Origin of the sequence: Novosphingobium sp. SG751A (genome assembly GCF_013149295.1) — a bacterium.
Classification (GTDB): domain Bacteria; phylum Pseudomonadota; class Alphaproteobacteria; order Sphingomonadales; family Sphingomonadaceae; genus Novosphingobium.
This window is the reverse complement of sequence record NZ_JABGCB010000001.1, coordinates 36,134-54,783: the sequence shown is the minus strand read 5'-3', so window position 1 is coordinate 54,783 and position 18,650 is coordinate 36,134. Positions and strand designations below refer to the sequence as shown.

General features: G+C 62.8%; 13 protein-coding genes. 7 read left to right on the top strand and 6 right to left on the bottom strand.

From position 1 onward, the window contains the following. The first annotated feature begins 143 nt into the window (after positions 1-143). Complete coding sequence (locus FHW96_RS00245; protein ID WP_172338570.1) at positions 144-1,736, top strand: lysine--tRNA ligase; 1,593 nt, start codon at positions 144-146, stop codon at positions 1,734-1,736. Positions 1,737-1,977: 241 nt separating this feature from the next. Here the strand turns inward: FHW96_RS00245 and FHW96_RS00240 are convergent, their stop codons facing one another. The 3 genes from FHW96_RS00240 to ettA form a co-directional block, all read right to left on the bottom strand. Then, positions 1,978-2,667 carry a 2OG-Fe(II) oxygenase gene (locus FHW96_RS00240; protein ID WP_172338569.1) on the bottom strand — a complete coding sequence of 230 codons (690 nt, stop codon included), beginning with the start codon at positions 2,665-2,667 and terminating at the stop codon, positions 1,978-1,980. Between the two features lie 75 nt (positions 2,668-2,742). Beyond that, positions 2,743-3,738 (bottom strand): RcnB family protein, encoded by a 996-nt coding sequence (locus FHW96_RS00235; protein ID WP_253950660.1) that lies wholly within the window; start codon positions 3,736-3,738, stop codon positions 2,743-2,745. A 190-nt stretch (positions 3,739-3,928) separates the two neighbouring features. Beyond that, entirely contained in the window at positions 3,929-5,608 is a 1,680-nt protein-coding gene (ettA, locus tag FHW96_RS00230) for an energy-dependent translational throttle protein EttA (protein WP_172338568.1), read from the bottom strand. Positions 5,609-5,746: 138 nt separating this feature from the next. Between ettA and FHW96_RS00225 the strand changes: the two genes are divergently transcribed. Next, entirely contained in the window at positions 5,747-7,048 is a 1,302-nt protein-coding gene (locus tag FHW96_RS00225; protein WP_253950659.1) for a M28 family peptidase, read from the top strand. Here FHW96_RS00225 and FHW96_RS00220 read toward each other — a convergent pair whose 3' ends face one another. Then, positions 7,049-8,113: a hypothetical protein gene (locus FHW96_RS00220; RefSeq protein ID WP_172338566.1), complete on the bottom strand. Its 1,065-nt coding sequence runs from the start codon at positions 8,111-8,113 to the stop codon at positions 7,049-7,051. It abuts the gene before it with no gap. A 202-nt stretch (positions 8,114-8,315) separates the two neighbouring features. Between FHW96_RS00220 and FHW96_RS26605 the strand changes: the two genes are divergently transcribed. The 4 genes from FHW96_RS26605 to prsR all read left to right on the top strand — a co-directional run bounded on the left by FHW96_RS26605 (position 8,316) and on the right by prsR (position 14,737). Continuing rightward, positions 8,316-9,755: a methyl-accepting chemotaxis protein gene (locus tag FHW96_RS26605; protein ID WP_172338565.1), complete on the top strand. Its 1,440-nt coding sequence runs from the start codon at positions 8,316-8,318 to the stop codon at positions 9,753-9,755. Between the two features lie 126 nt (positions 9,756-9,881). Further along, positions 9,882-11,267 (top strand): TIGR03013 family XrtA/PEP-CTERM system glycosyltransferase, encoded by a 1,386-nt coding sequence (locus tag FHW96_RS00210; protein ID WP_172338564.1) that lies wholly within the window; start codon positions 9,882-9,884, stop codon positions 11,265-11,267. A gap of 1 nt (position 11,268) precedes the next feature. Continuing rightward, positions 11,269-13,374 carry an XrtA/PEP-CTERM system histidine kinase PrsK gene (prsK, locus tag FHW96_RS00205; protein WP_172338563.1) on the top strand — a complete coding sequence of 702 codons (2,106 nt, stop codon included), beginning with the start codon at positions 11,269-11,271 and terminating at the stop codon, positions 13,372-13,374. 1 nt (position 13,375) lies between these two features. Beyond that, on the top strand, positions 13,376-14,737 hold the full coding sequence (gene prsR, locus FHW96_RS00200; protein WP_172338562.1) for a PEP-CTERM-box response regulator transcription factor: 1,362 nt from the start codon (positions 13,376-13,378) through the stop codon (positions 14,735-14,737). Positions 14,738-14,958: 221 nt separating this feature from the next. On the opposite strand, the gene FHW96_RS00195 is transcribed toward prsR, so the two are convergent. Continuing rightward, positions 14,959-15,993, bottom strand: a complete 1,035-nt coding sequence (locus tag FHW96_RS00195; protein WP_216650717.1) for a DUF475 domain-containing protein — start codon at positions 15,991-15,993, stop codon at positions 14,959-14,961. 33 nt (positions 15,994-16,026) lie between these two features. Continuing rightward, the gene (gene panB / locus FHW96_RS00190; protein ID WP_172338560.1) at positions 16,027-16,899 is read right to left on the bottom strand and encodes a 3-methyl-2-oxobutanoate hydroxymethyltransferase; all 873 of its coding nucleotides are present in this window, start codon (positions 16,897-16,899) and stop codon (positions 16,027-16,029) included. A 176-nt stretch (positions 16,900-17,075) separates the two neighbouring features. Between panB and FHW96_RS00185 the strand changes: the two genes are divergently transcribed. Further along, positions 17,076-18,602 (top strand): amino acid permease, encoded by a 1,527-nt coding sequence (locus FHW96_RS00185; RefSeq protein WP_172338559.1) that lies wholly within the window; start codon positions 17,076-17,078, stop codon positions 18,600-18,602. Positions 18,603-18,650 lie beyond the last annotated feature (48 nt).

Genomic DNA, 18,650 nt, shown 5'->3' with positions numbered 1-18,650 from the left:
AGGTGCGCGCCGGTTGGCAATGGAGGAGCGCCCGGTTTTACCCCATCGGGAGAACAAAATGTGTTCGAAGGGGCCGGGGGCGTTTCCCCGCTTGCCATTCCCTGCTTGCCATTTTGGGCCCCTTGGGCAAAAGGCGTGGCATTATGACAGACGAAGCACTTCTTGCCGCCGCACAGGTTTCCAAAGCATGGCCTTTCGAGGAGGCCCGCAAGATCGTGAAACGCTATCCGGGCGGGAAACCGAACGGAGAGCCGGTGCTGTTCGAGACGGGTTATGGTCCCTCGGGTCTGCCGCATATCGGCACGTTTCAGGAAGTGCTGCGCACCACGCTCGTGCGCCGTGCCTATGAGGTGCTGACCGGCGCGCCGACGCGTCTGGTGGCATTTTCGGACGATATGGACGGTTTGCGCAAGGTGCCCGACAATGTGCCCAATGGGCAGGTGCTGGCCGACAATCTGGGCAAGCCTTTGAGCCGCATTCCCGATCCTTTCGGCACGCATGAATCTTTTGCGCATCATAACAATGCGATGCTGCGCGAATTCCTTGATCAGTTCGGTTTCGACTACGAGTTCGTTTCCGCCAGCGACCGCTATAATTCGGGCGCGTTTGACGATGCGCTGCGCGGTGTGCTGCGCGCCTATGACAAGATCATGGGCATCATGCTGCCCACGCTGCGCGAAGAGCGCCGCAAGACCTATTCGCCGATCCTGCCGGTCAGCCCCAAGAGCGGGGTGGTGTTGCAGGTTCCCATCGAGGTGGTTGATGTCGAAACCGGCATGATCCGTTTTGAGGATGAGGGCGAGGTCGTCGAGCAGACGGTGTTCGGCGGCTGGTCCAAGCTGCAATGGAAGGTCGACTGGGCCATGCGTTGGGTCGCGCTGGGCGTCGATTATGAAATGTGCGGCAAGGATCTGACCGACTCGGTGACGCAATCGGGCAAGATCGCCCGCGTGCTGGGCGGGCAGAAGCCGGAGGGGCTGATCTACGAACTTTTCCTCGACGAAAAGGGCGAGAAGATCAGTAAATCCAAGGGCAACGGTCTGACCATCGAACAATGGCTGACCTATGGCAGCGAGGAAAGCCTCGGCTTCTATCTCTTCCGCGACCCCAAGAGCGCCAAGAGCCTGCACCCCGGCATCATCGGGCGCGCGGTGGATGAATATTGGCAGTTCCGTGAGAAATTGCCGACCCAGCCCATCGAGCAGCAATTGGGCAATCCGGTGTGGCATTTGCTGCGCACCAATGGCTATCAGGGCGGCGAGGGCGAGAAACTGCCGGTCAGCTTTGGCCTGCTGCTCAATCTGGTCGGCGTGCTGGGCGCGCATGCGACGCGCGATCAGGTCTGGTCCTACCTCGCCAATTATGTCGAGGATGCCCGTCCCGAAGCCCACCCCGCGCTCGATGCGCTGGTGACGCGGGCACTGGCCTATAACCGCGACTTTATCGCGCCGACGCTCAACCGCCGCAAGCCCGAGGAAGGCGAGGCCGCTGCCCTGGCCGCTCTCGACGAGGAACTGGCCGCGACCAGCGATGATGCCACGGCCGAGTTGCTGCAAAACATCGTCTATGAAATCGGCAAGGACCCGCATTTCGGCTTCGAAAGCCTGCGCGACTGGTTCAAGGCTCTGTACGAAACGCTGTTGGGCAGCCCGCAGGGCCCGCGCATGGGGTCGTTCATCGCGCTCTATGGTGTGGAAAATACGCGCAAGCTGATTGCTGAGGCGTTGGAGGGGTGATTAATGCGAGGGACTCGTCCCTCGCGCTCCCTTTACTGTATTTGGCGCGCCTCGGGCTCGGCCAAGAGTGTCGGACGCAACGTTTCAAATAATAGAGCCTGCGGCGCCCAATACTCGCGCCGCAGGCTTTAATTTTATCAGCACCCGGACCCGCGTCCCAGCCCCCACCCCATTAACGGGATTGCAAAGGGACCGAGTCCCTTTGCCCGCCGGAGGCAAACCTTCAAACCTTCAAAAAAACCTACTCCGCATCCGCCATCCGCGCCGACCACTCCCGCGTGCGATACCATTTGGTGATCACATATTTCTGCCCCTTGGTGACGGGCTTGGCGGCGTGCTGGGTGTAGGTGTTGACCTCGCCATTGCGGTTGGCATTGTTCCACGCGAGCAACATGCCCAGACGCGGCTGAACGCAGACGCCGACATGCATGAAGTCGGTCTCGCCGCCCTCGTCGGGTTCGTTAAGATAGATCATCGCGGTCCAACTGCGCTGCCCGCCGCAGGGCACTTCCTTCTGGAAATAGGCCGAGAGCGGCGGGAACCAGTCGCAATGGCCGCGATATTCCTGACCCACGGCATAGCGCTGTCCCTGTATCGCCTCGCCGCAGACCGGGTTGATGCCCATCAGGTCGTCGATCCGCCGCTCGATCATGGCGACGAAGGGATTTGCACGATCGACATCCCCGGAAAAGCTGGTGCGATAGTCCTGCTGGTTGCCAGGCTCAAAGGTGGCCGACGGCCGCGCCACCTCGTCCACCAGCGTCATGAAGCGATGGCATTCGGCCGCCGAGAGGAAATCGGTGATGGCATACATGTCCATCGTGTCCAGCGGCACGCGATAGGCATAGGGGTCGGCATCGAGCCGGGCGCGCACGGCATCGCCTTGGGCAATCAGCGCGTCACGGTCGGGTGCGGGATCAGGGTTGGTCATGGGTTTCCGATATGAAACAGAACAGGGCGGAGGATCAACCCCGCCCTGTCCTTTGCGACCCTTTTGGGCTTTTGTTTACCAGAAGAAATCGTAAAGCACATCCACGACCTCGCCGGTATACGTATCAACCAGTAAGGCATCGTCGTAATAGCGCACCCACTGATAAGGCCCGTAAACCTCGGGCAGGCGATAGTTATAGGGGTCGTAGATCACATAGCTCTGGCTGTAGAACAGCGGTTGCAGGAACAGCCCCACGCTGAGCCGGCGATAGGCATAGCCGCGGTAGGGCGGGTTATAGCGCCCGATGTGGAAGGCCATCCGGTTGCTGGTGCGATAGCGCTGCCAGTCGTAGCGGTTGTCGCGGCGCCAATCCTGCGTCCAGCGGCGATAGTCGCCGCGCGGGGCGTTCATGCCGGGATTGCCGCCCGGGCCGCGATTGCCGTTCCAGCCGTTATTAGGGCCGCGATTATAGGTGCCCTGAGGCCCGCGATCCCAGCCTTGCGGCCCGCGATTGACGCCGCCCTGAGGCCAGCCCGGGGTGCCGCGCCAGCTCTCATTACCGCCGCGCGGGCGGTCATTGTGCTGCATGTCCCCGCGCGGGCCGTCATTGCGCATGTCGCCACGGGGCCCATCATTGCGCGGCGGCTGAACATTGCCTTGTCCGTTCCAGCCGCCACGGTCAGGGCCGCGATTGCCGCCATTCCATCCGCCGCCGCCCGGCGCGGCCGGTGCCGGAGGCGCCGCCGGAGCAGGCCTCGCCGCCGGAGCAGGATTTCCACCGCCGCCCCACGAAGGCTGCGCGCCGCCGCGTCCGCCGTTAAAACCGCCGCCCATCGGCTGGCCCTGCGGCTGAGGCTGCGCCTGGCCCTGAGGCCCGCCGCGCCCGCCGCCCATGTTACCGCCGCCGTTCGGCATAGGTGCGCCGCCGCCACGGCGTTCGCCGCCCGACACTTCCGCGCCGCGCCCGCCGCCGCGATTACCGCCGCCGTGATTTTCCTGCGCCATTGCCTGCACCGGGATCGAAAGCAGCGCGAGGCCCATCGCCAGATTGGCCAGTGTGATCGTCTTCATAAGCCACCTCCCAGTCGAAGCGTTGGCCGGGCGCCATGCTTCCCTTCGCACGGCCGGTTCACTTCCTGTGATCTACTGTATAGGCCTGAGGCGCTGTCCACATTCTGAACCGGGCCGTTGGCCATTGTTCATACAAAAAGGGGCGGCAAGCCTTGCGCCTGCCGCCCCCCTTTATACGCTCAAATCGCGATCAGCGCGTAAGCTTTTTGTATGCACCGGCGCTCGCGCGGTCGGCTGCATCGCCAAGGCGGCGGCGCTTGTCTTCTTCATAGGCTTCGAAGTTGCCTTCGAACCATTCGACATGGCTGTTGCCTTCAAAAGCAAGGATATGGGTGGCCAGACGGTCAAGGAAGAAGCGGTCGTGGCTGATGACCACGGCGCAGCCTGCGAAGTTTTCGATGGCTTCTTCCAGCGCCGCCAGCGTTTCCACGTCAAGGTCGTTGGTCGGTTCGTCGAGCAGCAGCACATTGCCGCCGCGCTTGAGCATCTTGGCAATGTTAACGCGGTTGCGTTCACCGCCCGACAGCTTGCCGACGTTCTTCTGCTGATCCTGACCCTTGAAGTTGAAGGCGCCGACATAGGCGCGCGTCGAGGTGTCGAAGCCGTTGACCTTCATGTAATCCAGCCCGTCGGAAATTTCTTCCCAGACGTTCTTGGTCGGGTCCAGATGGTCGCGGCTCTGGTCAACATAGCCCAGACGCACGGTGCTGCCGATTTCGATCGTGCCGGTATCGGGCTGTTCCTGACCCGTGATCATCTTGAACAGCGTGGACTTACCCGCGCCGTTCGGCCCGATCACGCCCACGATGCCGCCCGGCGGCAACAGGAACGAAAGGTCTTTGAACAGAACCTTGTCGCCAAAGCTCTTGGAAATGCCCTTTGCCTCGATGACCTTGCCGCCAAGGCGCTCGGGCACCTGAATGACGATCTGGGCCTTGCCGGGGCCACGGCTTTCCTGGCTGGCGACCAGTTCCTCGAACTTCTTGATACGAGCCTTGGACTTGGTCTGGCGGCCCTTGGTGCCGGCGCGGATCCATTCCAATTCGTCGTTGATCGCCTTCTGGCGGCCGGTGGCCTCACGGTCTTCCTGCTGCAGGCGCTGGCTCTTCTTTTCCAGATAGGTCGAGTAATTGCCCTCGTAGGGGAAGTACTTTCCGCGGTCGAGTTCGAGGATCCAGCCCACCACATTGTCAAGGAAGTAGCGGTCGTGGGTGATCATCAGCACCGCGCCGTGGTATTCCTTGAGATGGTTTTCCAGCCATTCCACGCTTTCCGCGTCCAAATGGTTGGTCGGTTCGTCGAGCAGCAGAATGTCGGGCTTTTGGATGAGCAGACGGGTCAGCGCGATACGGCGGCGTTCACCGCCCGACAGGCTTTCCACCGCCCAGTCGCCGGGGGGGCAGCGCAGCGCTTCCATGGCGATTTCAAGCTGATTGTCCAGCGTCCAGCCGTCCACCGCGTCGATCTTGCCCTGAAGCTCGCCCATTTCCTCCATCAGCGCGTCGAAATCGACGTCTTCGGGCGGATCGGCCATGATGTTGCTGATCTCGTTGAAACGGTCGACCAGATTGGCGGTTTCGCGCGCGCCATCCTTGACGTTTTCCAGCACCGTCTTGGTGTTGTCGAGCTGGGGCTCCTGTTCCAGATAGCCCACGGTGATGTTCTCACCCGCCCACGCTTCGCCGGTGAAATCGGTGTCGATCCCGGCCATGACCTTGATCAGCGTCGACTTGCCCGCACCGTTGGGGCCCACGATGCCGATCTTGGCGCCCTGATAGAATTGCAGGCTGATGTTGTTCAGCACCGGCTTTTGCGCGCCGGGGAAAGTTTTCGTCATGTTCTTCATGACGAAGGCATATTGGGCGGCCACGTGGCGGTCTCCAGATAAACGGATGGTGAATTGCGCGCCGCTCTACAGGCTGGGCGCGCGGTTGCCAAGCGGGCGCTTGGGCGATAGCCTCAGCAGATGCGAAAATTCTATAGCCTGTTGGCCTTATCAGTCGGATTGATGGCTTCTCCTGCCTGCGCGGCGGGGGGCGATGCCCGTTCATCCGATGCTCTTTCCATCATCACCGACCTGACCACCGATGTGGGCCAGCGCCTTGGCGGGACCGAGCGCGAGGCGGCCGCGCGCGACTGGGCGGTGGCGCGGCTGCGCGCGCTGGGCTTTGCCAATGTGCGCTCCGAACCTTTCCCGATTTCCGGATGGGTGCGCGGCGAAGAAAAGGCCGCGATCACCGCCCCCGTGCCGCAAAAGCTGGCGGTGACGGCGCTGGGCTATTCCGGGGCGACCCCGGCGCAAGGGATCTCCGGCGAACTGGTCTATTTCCCCACGCTCAATGCGCTCAAACTGGCGCCGGAAGGTTCGCTGCGGGGCAAGATCGCCTTTGTCGACCATGCGATGAAAGCGGCGCAGGATGGCGGCGGCTATGGCCCCTTTGGCGAGGCGCGGCGACAGGGGCCAACCATTGCGGCGGCCAAGGGCGCTTCGGCGTTGCTGATCCGCTCGATCGGCACCGACCATACGCGCAGCCCGCATACCGGTGTGACCCGCATCCCGCCTCAGGGCGAGCCTTTGCCCTCGGGCGCGGTGTCCAGCCCCGATGCCGATCTGATCGCGCGGCTGGCCGCCAAGGGCAAGTCGTTGACCGCCAGCGTCACCTTGACCCCGCGTTTCACCGGGCAGGTGATGTCGGGCAATGTGATCGCCGAATTGCCGGGGCGCGATCCGAAACTTGCGCCGATCCTTGTCGCCTGCCATCTCGACAGTTGGGATCTGGGGCAGGGGGCGATTGATGACGCTTCGGGCTGCGGCATCATCACCGCCGCCGCGCTGGAGGCCAGCAAATCAGGCCAGTTGGCGCGCACGATACGCGTCCTGTGGGCCGGGACCGAGGAAATGGGCGGCTTTGGCGGACAGGCCTATGCCAAGGCCCATGCCGCCGAGCCCCATGCGGTGGTGATGGAATCGGATACCGGCGCCGACCGCGTGTTCCGCGCCCTGTTCCGCATGGCGCCGCAGGACAAGCCTCTGGCCGAGCGGATCGGGGCGGAATTGGCCAAGATGGGCATCTATACCGGCGAGGGCGCGCCCGAGGGCGGCGAGGATGTGGGCTATATTGCCGAAAAGCAGAAGCTGGCGGTGATCGACCTCAATCAGGACATGACCCGCTATTTCGACTGGCACCACACGCCCGATGATACGCTGGACAAGATCGATCCGGTTCAGTTGCAGCAGAATGTCGATGCCTGGGCGGCGGTTTTGAAAATTCTGGGTTCCTTTACCGGTACGATCAACCCGGCCGGATAATCAGGAGGCGGCGGGCAGGGGCGCGACCTCGGCCCGCCGCTGTCCGCGCATCGCCCAATAGAGCTGAACCATTGCGCGCGGCAGCAAGGCATAGCCCACCAGATACCACGGGTTCATGATCGCCCCCCAATAGAACGTGTCGGGGCGCGAGAACATGGCGATCATGATTGCATAGCCCCAGACCAGCAGATTGGCGAAGATCCCTTCACGCCCGCCCAGCGCCAGCCAGCCCGCCAGCGGGAGGGATGCGCCAAACAGCGCCCAGTGCAGCGGCAGCCGTTGCAGCGGCGTTGTATAGATCACCGCCTTGAGGAAACCCGAAAAGCCCTGCATCGCGTGCCAGCCCTGGGACTTGATATCGCCGGGCAGCGTTTGCGCCATGGCCAGTTGCGCGTGGATCGCCATGAATACACCCCATGCCGCGATCAGCGCCGCCCAAGCGCCCACCTCGACCCAGCGCCGGTTCCACCCGGCATAGACCAGCGCCAGCAAGGCAAAAGGCAGCGCCAGTTCGCGGATGAACAGCGCCGCGCCCAGCACAGGCACCACATACCACCATTGCCGGGGCCAACCGATGATGCCCGCAAAGGCCACCGCAATGCACAATCCGGCCGGATATTCCTGCAACGCCATCAGCCAGTCCGAGGACACCGCCGTGCCCCCCGCCGCAACGGCGGCGCCTGCCAGAAAACGCTCGATGCCGGTCAGGCGGCCTTCATGCGCGATGGCCCATGTGAAAATGCCCGCCACCAGCATCAGGATGCACAATTTCTGAAAACCCTTCCAGCCGATGAAGGCGGTGATTTCCATTTCCGTGGGCGGGCGCATGGTGAAAAAGGGTTTCAAAGGATAGTGATGTGCGCGGTGCAATTCGGCTGCCGCCTGATGATAGGGCTTGCCCTGGGCCACCTGCGCCGAGATGTCGTGATACAGGCGCGCGTCGGTATAGCCGCCCTTTTTCGCCGTTTTGATCGGCGGGGGCGTGACCGAAAAACACCATGCCGTCACGGCAAGCATCAGCAAAGCGAACAGGATCGCGGCGGGGCGGGGAAGTCTGGCTAACACGCGCCTTCCTTTGGCCAATCCTTTCGCGGATGCAAGAGTGCAGATGCACGGGCGCGCGGGCGGATAGGTAGTTTTGCCGGGGAGAGCATAAGGTCCGATTTGGCGGCGGGCGCGATATAGGCGGGTTTGGATCGTAACAGGATGAGAGGTCGCGCGCGTGCTTTCCGGGAACACATCAACCGCAGGCATTCGACAGAAACTGGTGTTTTGCCTAGGTGCGCTGGCTGCGGTCAGCGTGGTGCAGGTGTCGGCGGCCACCTTTCTCCATTACCGCCTCTATGCGGCCAATCAGGCATTGAGCGCGGCGGCGGGCGTGCAGGGCGGTGTGGACGGGCTGATCATGGCGGCGGTGATGACCACGCTGATCACCATCGTGGTGGGGGCGGGCACTTTGCTGTGGGCCGGGATGTTCGTGTCGCGCGCGGTGGTTGATCCGGTCTCGCATCTGGCCCAGCGGTTGAACGCGATGGCGGCGGGCGATTATGGGCTGGCGCTGGAAGGCGACAGTCATGGCGATGAAGTGGCGCAAATGTATGGCGCCGCCGCCGTGTTCCGCGAAACCGCGCTGGCCAAGATCGAGGCGGACGAGCAGCAGCACAAGGTCGTGCGCGCACTGACCGAGGGGCTGGACCGGCTGGCGGCGCAGGATCTGGAATTTCGCATCGAGACGGCCTTTCCGGCCGATTACGAACAGCTCCGCGTCAATTTCAATCAGGCGCTGGTCTCGCTGGCCAAGGCCATCGGGTCGGTGCGCGTAGGCGCGGCCAGTGTGATGGAATCCATTCAGGACATCCGCAGCGCCAGCGATGACATGGCCCAGCGCAACACCCAGCAGGCCGCCACGCTGGAAGAAACCGCCGCCGCGATGAGCCAGGTGACCGATGGTGTGCAGGAAACCGCCACCCGCGCCACCGAAGTGCAACGCGCGATTGCCGAAACCTGCACTCATGCCGACGAAGGCGAGGGCGTGGTGACGCGGGCGATTGACGCGATGGCGGCGCTGGAGGGGTCGGCCACGGAAATCGGCAAGATCGTGGGCGTGATCGACGGGATTGCGTTTCAGACCAACCTGCTGGCCTTGAATGCGGGCGTTGAGGCGGCGCGCGCGGGCGAGGCGGGCAAAGGCTTTGCGGTGGTTGCCAATGAGGTGCGCGCTTTGGCCCAGCGCAGCGCGGATGCGGCCAAGAACATCGGCGAACTGATCAACGCTTCGGCCGATCAGGTTTCGGGCGGGGTGGTTCTGGTGCGCGAAACGGGCGATCTGCTGCGCCTTATCATGGGCCGCGTGGGCGAGATCAACGAGGTCATTACCGATATTGCCACCAGCGCCGAATTGCAGGCGCAAAACATCCATCAGGTCAACAATGCCGTGAGCGAACTGGACCGCGTGACCCAGAAGAACGCCGCCATGGTCGAACAGACCACCGCGGCCACCCGCGATCTGGCGCATGAGGCCGAGCAGCTTTCGGCCATGGTGCGCACATTCCGCACCCGCGATATCGAGACACGGGCAGCATCGCGCGACAAGGCCGTCGCGCGGCGTCTGAGCACCGCGCCCCAGCGCAATGTCGTGCCCATCGCGGGCAATCTGGCGCTGGCGCCGGCGCCGGCGCCGGCGGGCGAAGACTGGAGCGAATTCTAACGCCGTCGCGGTAAGGCGTCGCAATGTATTACGCGGCGCTTTGTCAAATTTACCGACATTTTACGTCTCATCCCTAAGTCTTGCCCAAAGCCCGCCTGATGGCCGGCGCTAAACCTGAGCAGGCCGATGATTCGTCTTTTCAAACATTACATTCCCCATTCGGTGATCCTGCTGGGACTGATCGATCTGGTCCTGCTGATGATCTCGGGCGACTTTGCCTGGCGGTTGCGCGCCGACCAGTTGGGCCTGCCGTCGGAAAGTTTTGAAACGCGCCTGCAACCGCTCTTCGCCTTTGCCATGGTGATGCAGATGGCGATGATCGCGGTGGGGGTTTACGGGGCCGATGCCTTGCGCTCGGTACGCTTTGCCTCGGCGCGGCTGCTGGTGGCGGTGTCGCTGGGGGTGATCGGGCTGGCCCTGTTCAACTCGCTGTTTACCAGCCAGATTTTCTGGCGCTCCACCCTGTTCTACGCGATGCTGGGGGCGATTGCGCTGCTGGTGATGAACCGGCTGATCGTGGGCGGCATTCTGGGCACATCGGCCTTTCGGCGCCGGGTGCTGGTGCTGGGCGCGGGCCACCGGGCGCAGCGCCTGCGTGAACTGGGCGAGCGGGCCGAGAGCGGTTTTGTCATCGTCGGCTATGTGGGCATGATCGAGGCCACCCCGGTGGTCGAAGAAGCGATCCCGCGCACCGCGATCCACAATCTGAAGCGGCATGTCGAAAACCTTGGCGTGTCCGAGGTTGTGCTGGCGCTGGAAGAACGCCGCAATGCGCTGCCTTTGAAGGATCTGCTGCGCATCAAGACGGCCGGGGTTCACGTCAACGATTTCTCCAGCTTTATGGAGCGCGAGACGGGCCGCGTCGATCTGGATACGGTCAACCCCAGTTGGTTCATCTTCTCGGACGGTTTCTCCTCAGGCCGCGCCTTTTCCAGCGCCGCCAAACGGGTCTTCGATGTCATCGTCAGCCTGCTGTTGCTGACCATGACAGCGCCGGTGATTGCGCTTTTCGCCATCCTTGTAAAACTGGACAGCAAGGGCCCGGCCTTTTTCCGCCAGCGCCGCGTGGGCCTCTATGGCCAGAGCTTTGACGTGATCAAGCTGCGCTCGATGCGGCTGGATGCCGAAGTCAATGGCGCGCAATTCGCCTCGAAGAACGACCCGCGCGTTACCCGCATCGGCAATTTCATCCGCAAGGTGCGCATCGACGAATTGCCCCAGACATGGAGCGTGCTGAAAGGCGAGATGAGCTTTGTCGGCCCGCGCCCGGAGCGCCCCGAATTCGTCTCGGATCTTGAGGACAAGCTGTCCTATTATGCCGAACGCCATATGGTCAAACCGGGCATCACCGGCTGGGCGCAGGTCAACTATCCTTATGGCGCCAGCCTTGAGGATTCGCGCAACAAGCTGGAATATGACCTTTATTACGTGAAGAATTACACGCCCTTCCTCGACATCCTGATCATTCTGCAAACGCTGCGCGTGGTGCTCTGGCACGAAGGGGCGCGCTAGGATGCCGGCTGGTCCCGGCCTTTGGGACTGGGTAGCGAGTGCCTCGCATGTGGCGGGCGCCTGCGCCGCGATCACCGTGGCGGTCAGCCTCTGGGGCCAGCGCGAGCGTTACAGCGGGGCGGGCAAGGCGATTGTCGCGGCGCTGGCCATGACGGCGCTGTGGTGCCTTGCCGTGGCGGTCGAGGGCGAACTCAACCTTGTGGCCCAGGGGCTGCTGGGCCTGCGCAATCTGTCCTATCTGTGGGCCATCTATGCGATGTTTGCCGGCGATGGGCGCCATACCAGTCTGGCCGAGGTGGGGCCGGTGGTGGCCGCGCTGTGCCTTGTCGATATTCTGGTGCCTGCGGTGCAATTCATCGAGCATCGCGTCAATCCGGCGCTGCTGAACGAGGTCGAGCTTTACCAGATGAACATCATGCTGGCGATGCTGGGCGTGGTGGGATCGCTGGTGCTGGTGCATAATCTCTATGCCAGCGCGTCCAGCACCGGGCGTCATATGCTGCGCTGGCCCGCGCTGGCGCTGGCGGTGGTCTGGGTGTTTGAACTCAACCTCTATACGGTGGCCTATCTGGCCAAACAGTGGCCGGTCGAACTGGCCTCGCTGCATGGGCTGCTCGACGTGGTCTTTGCGGGCGTTCTGGCGCTGGGCGCCACGAGGGGGCGTGAGCCTCTGCGTTTGAAGCCTTCGCGGATGGTGACGTTTCAGTCGATGTCGCTGATCGTGATCGGTCTCTATTTCGTGGGGATGATCGCGATTGCCCGCTGGCTGGCCAGCGCTGGTGGCGAGCTTGGCCGGTGGTGGCAGTTCAGTTTCCTGATCGCGGCCATTTCGGGGGCCGCATTGCTGCTGCCCTCGCGGCGGATGCGTGGGTGGATGCGGGTGATGTTCACCAAGCATTTCTTTAAACACCGCTATGAATATCGCGAGGAATGGCTGCGTTTCGCGCGCACCATCGGCGGACAGGGACGCGACGCCGCCCCGCTGCACCAGCGCGCCGTGCAGGCGATGGCCGATATTACCGATAGCCCGGCGGGCCTCCTGCTGACGCCCGATGATACGGGCGAAATGGTGCTGGCCGCGCGCTGGCAATGGCCGACCGCCGATGTTCCGGCCCAGGCGCTGGGCTTGGCCGCCGCGCATTTTCTGGCCGCCAACGACCATATCGTCGATCTGGACACCGTGCGCGCCAATGCGGGCGCAGATATCGCCATCCCCGAATGGCTGCGGGAGGAAAGCCGCGCATGGGCGGTGGTGCCTTTGCAGCATAACGGGCGGCTGGTGGGGGCGGTGATCCTTGCCCGCCCGCCGCAGGACCGCAAGCTGGACTGGGAGGACTTTGACCTCCTGCGCGTTGTGGCCCAGCAGATCGGCACCTATCTGGCCGAGCATCAGGGGCAGCAGGCGCTGGCCGAGGCGGCGCGTTTCGACGAGTTTCACCGCCGCATCGCCTTTGTCATGCATGACATCAAGAACCTGTCGAGCCAGCTTTCCCTCTTGGTCCGCAATGCCGAGCGTCATGCCGAAAACCCCGATTTCCGGGCCGACATGCTGGTGACTTTGCGCAATTCGGCGGACAAATTGAACCATCTGGTGGCCCGCCTTTCGCGCTATGGCGCCAGCGCCGGTGACAAGGCCGAGCCGGTCGAGGTGGGCGCTCTGGCGCGGCAACTGGCCGAGAATTTCCGCGTGCGCCACAATGTTCAGGTGATCGAGCGCGACGCCTGTACCGTGGCGGGCCAAAGTCACAGTATCGAGCAGGTGCTGACCCATCTGGTCCAGAATGCCGTCGATGCCAGCGGGCCGGACATGCCGGTCTTCGTCTCGATTTCGGGCGATGGTCTGTATGGCCGGATCGAGATCGTCGATTCAGGGCACGGCATGGCCCCCGAATTTGTCCGCAACCGCCTGTTCAAACCTTTCGATTCCTCCAAACCGGGCGGTTTCGGCATCGGCGCCTATGAGGCGCGTGAATTGGTGCGCGCGATGCATGGGCGGCTGGATGTGGAAAGCCGCGAGGGGATCGGCACCCGCTTTATCGTCCGCCTGCCTTTGGCCAGCGCGGCCGAAATTCTGAAAACCATGGATAATGATCAAAAGGTTGCCTGACATGAGCGATGCCCACCCCAAATTGCTCGTGATCGAGGATGATCCGGGGCTTCAGGCTCAGCTCAAATGGGCCTATGAGGATTTCGAGGTGATTGTGGTGGGTGATCGCGCGGGGGCCATGGCGGCGCTGCGCAGCGAGGAGCCTGCGGTGGTCACGCTCGACCTTGGCCTGCCGCCCGATCCGGATGGCACCAGCGAGGGCTTTGCCGTGCTGGACGAGATCATGGCGTTGAAGCCCGACACCAAGGTGATCGTGGCCAGCGGGCATGGTGCGCGCGAAAGTGCGCTTCAGGCCATCGGGCGCGGGGCCTATGATTTCTATCAGAAGCCGATGGATTTCGACGAAATGGCACTGATCGTGGCCCGCGCCTATCGGCTCCACCGGCTGGAGGCGGAGAATCGCCGGCTTGCCGTGCGGGCGGGCAAGGACAATCGCGTGCTGGGCACGATGATCACCGCCGCGCCCGAAATGTTGCGCGTTGCGCGCACCATCGAGCGGGTGGCGGGGACCAATGTTTCGGTCATGCTGCTGGGGGCCAGCGGGACGGGCAAGGAATTGCTGGCGCGCGGATTGCATGAGGCCAGCGGGAGGGCAGGGGCTTTTGTTGCGATCAATTGCGCGGCGATCCCGGAAAACCTGCTGGAATCGGAACTCTTCGGCCATGAAAAGGGCGCCTTTACCGGCGCGGTCAAAACCACCGAGGGCAAGATCGAGCAGGCCCATGGCGGCACGCTGTTCCTTGACGAGGTGGGCGATATTCCCTTCGCGCTTCAGGTCAAATTGCTGCGCTTTTTGCAGGAGCGGGTGATCGAGCGGATCGGCGGGCGGCGTTCGATTGCGGTCGATACGCGCATCGTCTGCGCCACGCATCAGAACCTTGAGGCGATGATCGCCGATGGGCGTTTCCGCGAGGATCTGTGGTATCGGCTGGCCGAAATCGTGGTCAAAATCCCCTCGCTGGCCGAGCGGCCCGGCGATGCGGCTCTGCTGGCGCGGGCCTTCCTTGCCCGTTTTGCCAAGGAGATGAACCCGGCGGTCAAGGGCTTTGCTCCCGATGCGCTGGCGGCGATGGATGCGTGGGGGTGGCCGGGCAATGTGCGCGAGCTGGAAAACCGCGTGAAGCGTGCGGTCATCATGGCCGATGGCAAACTGGTCCATGCGGGCGATCTCGATCTGGATGCGCCGGGGGGCGAGGAGGAGCTGCCGCTCAACCTGAAATCCGCGCGGGAAATCACCGATCGGCGCGTGATCCGTCAGGCTTTGGCCCGCAGCGAGGGCAATATATCCTCGACCGCCAAGCTGTTGGGGATCAGTCGGCCCACGCTTTACGATCTGCTCAAGCAATATGACCTGCAACACTGATAGCGTTGTCAGATTCTTGTACCAATAAGTACAATTTTACCCCGATAATGCGCGGGGCCTGAAACGAAGAAAGGGCGGCTCGAAAGCCGCCCTTCCCCTCCCTTTTTTCTTCCGACGCCCGATTTGCACAGAAAGGCCGGGGCTTCAATGGGGCGTATATGGCATTTTTATGAATAGCTGTTCATTGTGGCAAACGAACCACACTGGCACCTCGGCCTGTTTCAGCCCTCTTCGCGCCGATTTTCGCGCACCGAGGCCCACAGCGCCGCCCCGATCAGCACCGCGCCGATCAAACCCGTCACCGTCTCGGGAATTTCCATCAGCGCCGAACCCAGCATGATCCCCGCCAACGCGATGATCGCCCAGAAGGCGCCATGTTCAAGGAATGCATATTCCGAGAGCGTACCCTGTTCGACCAGCAGCACGGTGAGCGAACGAACGAAGATAGCGCCGATCGACAGACCCAGCGCGATGATGACCATATTGTTCGATAGGGCAAAAGCACCGATCACGCCATCGAGGCTGAAGGAGGAATCCAGCACGTTGAGATAGAGGAACCCCCCAAGCCCCGAACGCACCGCCGTGCCTGCCAGCGCCCGCGCGGCCTCGCGGCTTTCGAGGAAATGGCCCAGCGCCTCGACCGCGATGAAGGTGACAATGCCGAACACACCCGACACCAGCAGCGTATAGGCCTCATCCCCCGGCAGCCAGCGCCCGATCAGCACCAGCGCCAGCAGCAGCAGCGCGACCTCGCCCGCCTTGATCGAACCGACCAGCTTCAGCCGCACCTCGACCCAGCGCAGCCAGTGGGTTTCCTTGTCCGGGTCGATGAAGAAGCCCAGCCCCACCATCGCCAGAAACGCCCCGCCAAAGCCCGCAATCGGGATATGCGCATGGCGCATGATCGCCTCATATTGCGCCGGATCATTAAGCGAGAGATGCACCGCCTCGACCGGCCCCAGACCGGCAGTAAAGCCCACGATCAGCAGCGGAAAGGCCACGCGCGTGCCAAACACCGCAAATAGCATGCCCCAGGTCAGGAACCGCTTGCGCCAGACCGCATCCATATCTTTCAGCACAGCGGCATTGACCACCGCATTGTCAAAGGACAGCGACACTTCCAGCACGGCCAGCACCAGCACGATCCAGATCATCCCGCCTACCGCCGAGATCGAGCCGGTATCATGCCAGCCATAGGCGGCGGCCAGCGCCAGACAGACGGCGGAAAAAATCAGCGAGCCGCCAAAATGCCTCAAAAATTGCGTCACTTGAAAAATACTCCGCGCGGGTCAGGCTTTGGGCTGATAGGTCTGTTCGATGCCGGGGAAGCTGCGGTCGCGCACCTCGGCGGCATAATGGGCGGCCGCCTCAGAGATCAGGCCCGCCACATCGGCATAGCGTTTGACGAAACGCGGCACGCGCTCAAACATGCCCAGCATGTCCTCGGTCACCAGCACTTGCCCATCGCATTGCGCCGAACCGCCGATGCCGATGGTGGGGCAGGCCACCGCCTGCGTGATCGCCACGGCCAGCGGTTCGACCACGCCCTCGATGACGATGCCAAAGGCCCCGGCCTTATCGAGCGCGTGCGCATCGCCCAGGATCTTTTCCGCCTCCGCCTCGCTGCGGCCCCGCGCGCCATAGCCGCCAAGCTGGTTCACCGCCTGAGGCGTCAGGCCGATATGGCCCATGACGGGAATGCCGCGCTGAGAGAGAAACTCCACGGTTTCGGCCATCGCCGCGCCGCCCTCCAGCTTCACCCCTGCGCATCCCGTCTCGCGCAAGACCCTCGCGGCGGTCTCAAACGCCTGCTGGGGCGAGGCTTCATACGTGCCAAAGGGCAGATCGACGATGACAGCGGAATGCCAGCTGCCCCGCACCACCGCCGCGCCATGCGCCACCATCATGTCCAGCGTGACGGGCAGCGAGGAGGGCAGGCCATAGATCACCTGACCCAGCGAATCGCCAACCAGCAGCAGATCGCAATGCGCATCGAGCAATTGCGCCTGACGCGCAGTATAGGCGGTCAGCATCACCACAGGCTCTGCGGTCACGCCATCCTTCTTGCGTTGGCGGATGGCCGGAATGGTCAGCCGGCGCATCGGCGTGGGGGTGGGGTTGGCGCGGCTGGTGGCCGTATCGATCTGAAAGGTCGTAGACATAAGAGGCTTCTAGCCCGCGATGGCGTATGGGGTAAAGCGCGATCGGCGCGTGACAGCGGCGCCCGGGCAAGGCAAGATGGATAATCCAGCGGTGGACTACGCATAATCCGCCCTTGCGAATGTTGCGCGATCCGTTAATTTTCTTACCCATTGCTTATTGCGTTCAGGGGAACTGCATGTTCGGTCGCGTCAAGCCGTTGGATGCCATATTGGCCACGGCTGAGAAAAAATCACTTCACCGCTCTCTGGGCGCCTTTCAATTGACCATGCTGGGCGTGGGCGCGGTGATCGGGACGGGTATCTTCGTTCTGACCGCCGAGGCCGCGCAGAAGGCGGGGCCGGGCATGATGCTCAGCTTCATCATTGCCGGTTTCGTCTGCGCCGTGGCTGCTTTGTGCTATGCTGAAATGTCCAGCATGGTGCCGGTTTCGGGCTCGGCCTACACATATTCCTATGCGGTGATGGGCGAACTGGTGGCATGGATGGTGGGCTGGGCGCTCATTCTGGAATATGCCATTGCCGCAGGCGCGGTGTCGGTCGGCTGGTCGGGCTATATGATCGGTTTTGTCCAGAATACCTTTCATATTACGGTCCCCCTCGAACTGGTGCGGGGGCCATTCGATGGGGGTGTCATCAATCTTCCTGCGATGCTGATCGCGGCGATCATCACCGGCCTGCTGGTGCTGGGCACCAAGGAAAGCGCGACGGTGAATGCCGTGCTGGTGGCGATCAAGATCGTGGCTCTGTCCATGTTCATCGCGCTGACGCTGCCCGTTATCAAGTCGGGCAATTTCGTGCCTTTTGCGCCGCTTGGCTTTACCGGGATTTCGGGGGCTGCGGCCTCGATCTTCTTTGCCTATGTCGGCTTTGACGCGGTTTCGACCGCGGCTGAGGAAACCAAGGACCCCCAGCGCAACATGCCGATCGGCCTGATCGGCAGCCTTGCCATCTGCACCATCTTCTACATGCTGGTGGCCGGCGGCGTGATCGGCACCGTGGGCGCACAGCCGGTTTACGGCGCGCATGGCGAAGTGCTCTCGCCCGGCACGACGGCGCTTTCGGACGCCTGCAAGGCGATGAATGAAAACGCGGTGGTCTGCTCGAAGGAAGCTCTGGCCTGGACGCTGCGCCAGGTGGGCCATCCTTTCGTTGGCTGGCTGGTGGGCGCGGCGGCCATTCTGGCGCTGCCCTCGGTGATCCTGATGATGATGTTCGGCCAGACGCGCGTGTTTTTCGTGATGAGCCGCGATGGCTTGCTGCCCGAATTCTTCTCCAAGGTTCATCCCAAGTTTCATACGCCCTATGTCATCACCATGCTGACTGGCGTGTTTGTGGCCTTGTTTGCTGCGTTCTTTCCGGTGGGCCTGCTGGCCGATGTGTCGAACTCCGGCACTTTGTTTGCGTTTGCGGCTGTGTCGGTGGCGGTGATGGTTCTGCGCCGCACCGATGCCAATCGCTATCGCCCGTTCCGCACGCCGGCGGTGAACATTGTCGCGCCGATCTCGATCGCGGGCTGCCTCTATCTCTTTCTCAGCCTGTCGAAGGCGACGATCACGCTGTTTATCGGCTGGGGCATTGTCGGGCTTTTCGTCTATTACTTCTACAGCCGCAGCCGCAGCCATGTTGGGCGCGGGCTGGTCGAGGTGCATGAGGACGATGACGATGCGCCGGATCTGCCGGTGCCGCCGATGCCGGGGGTGTAATACAAAAAAGGGCGGCCCCGTCAGGAGCCGCCCTTTTTGATTCAAGAT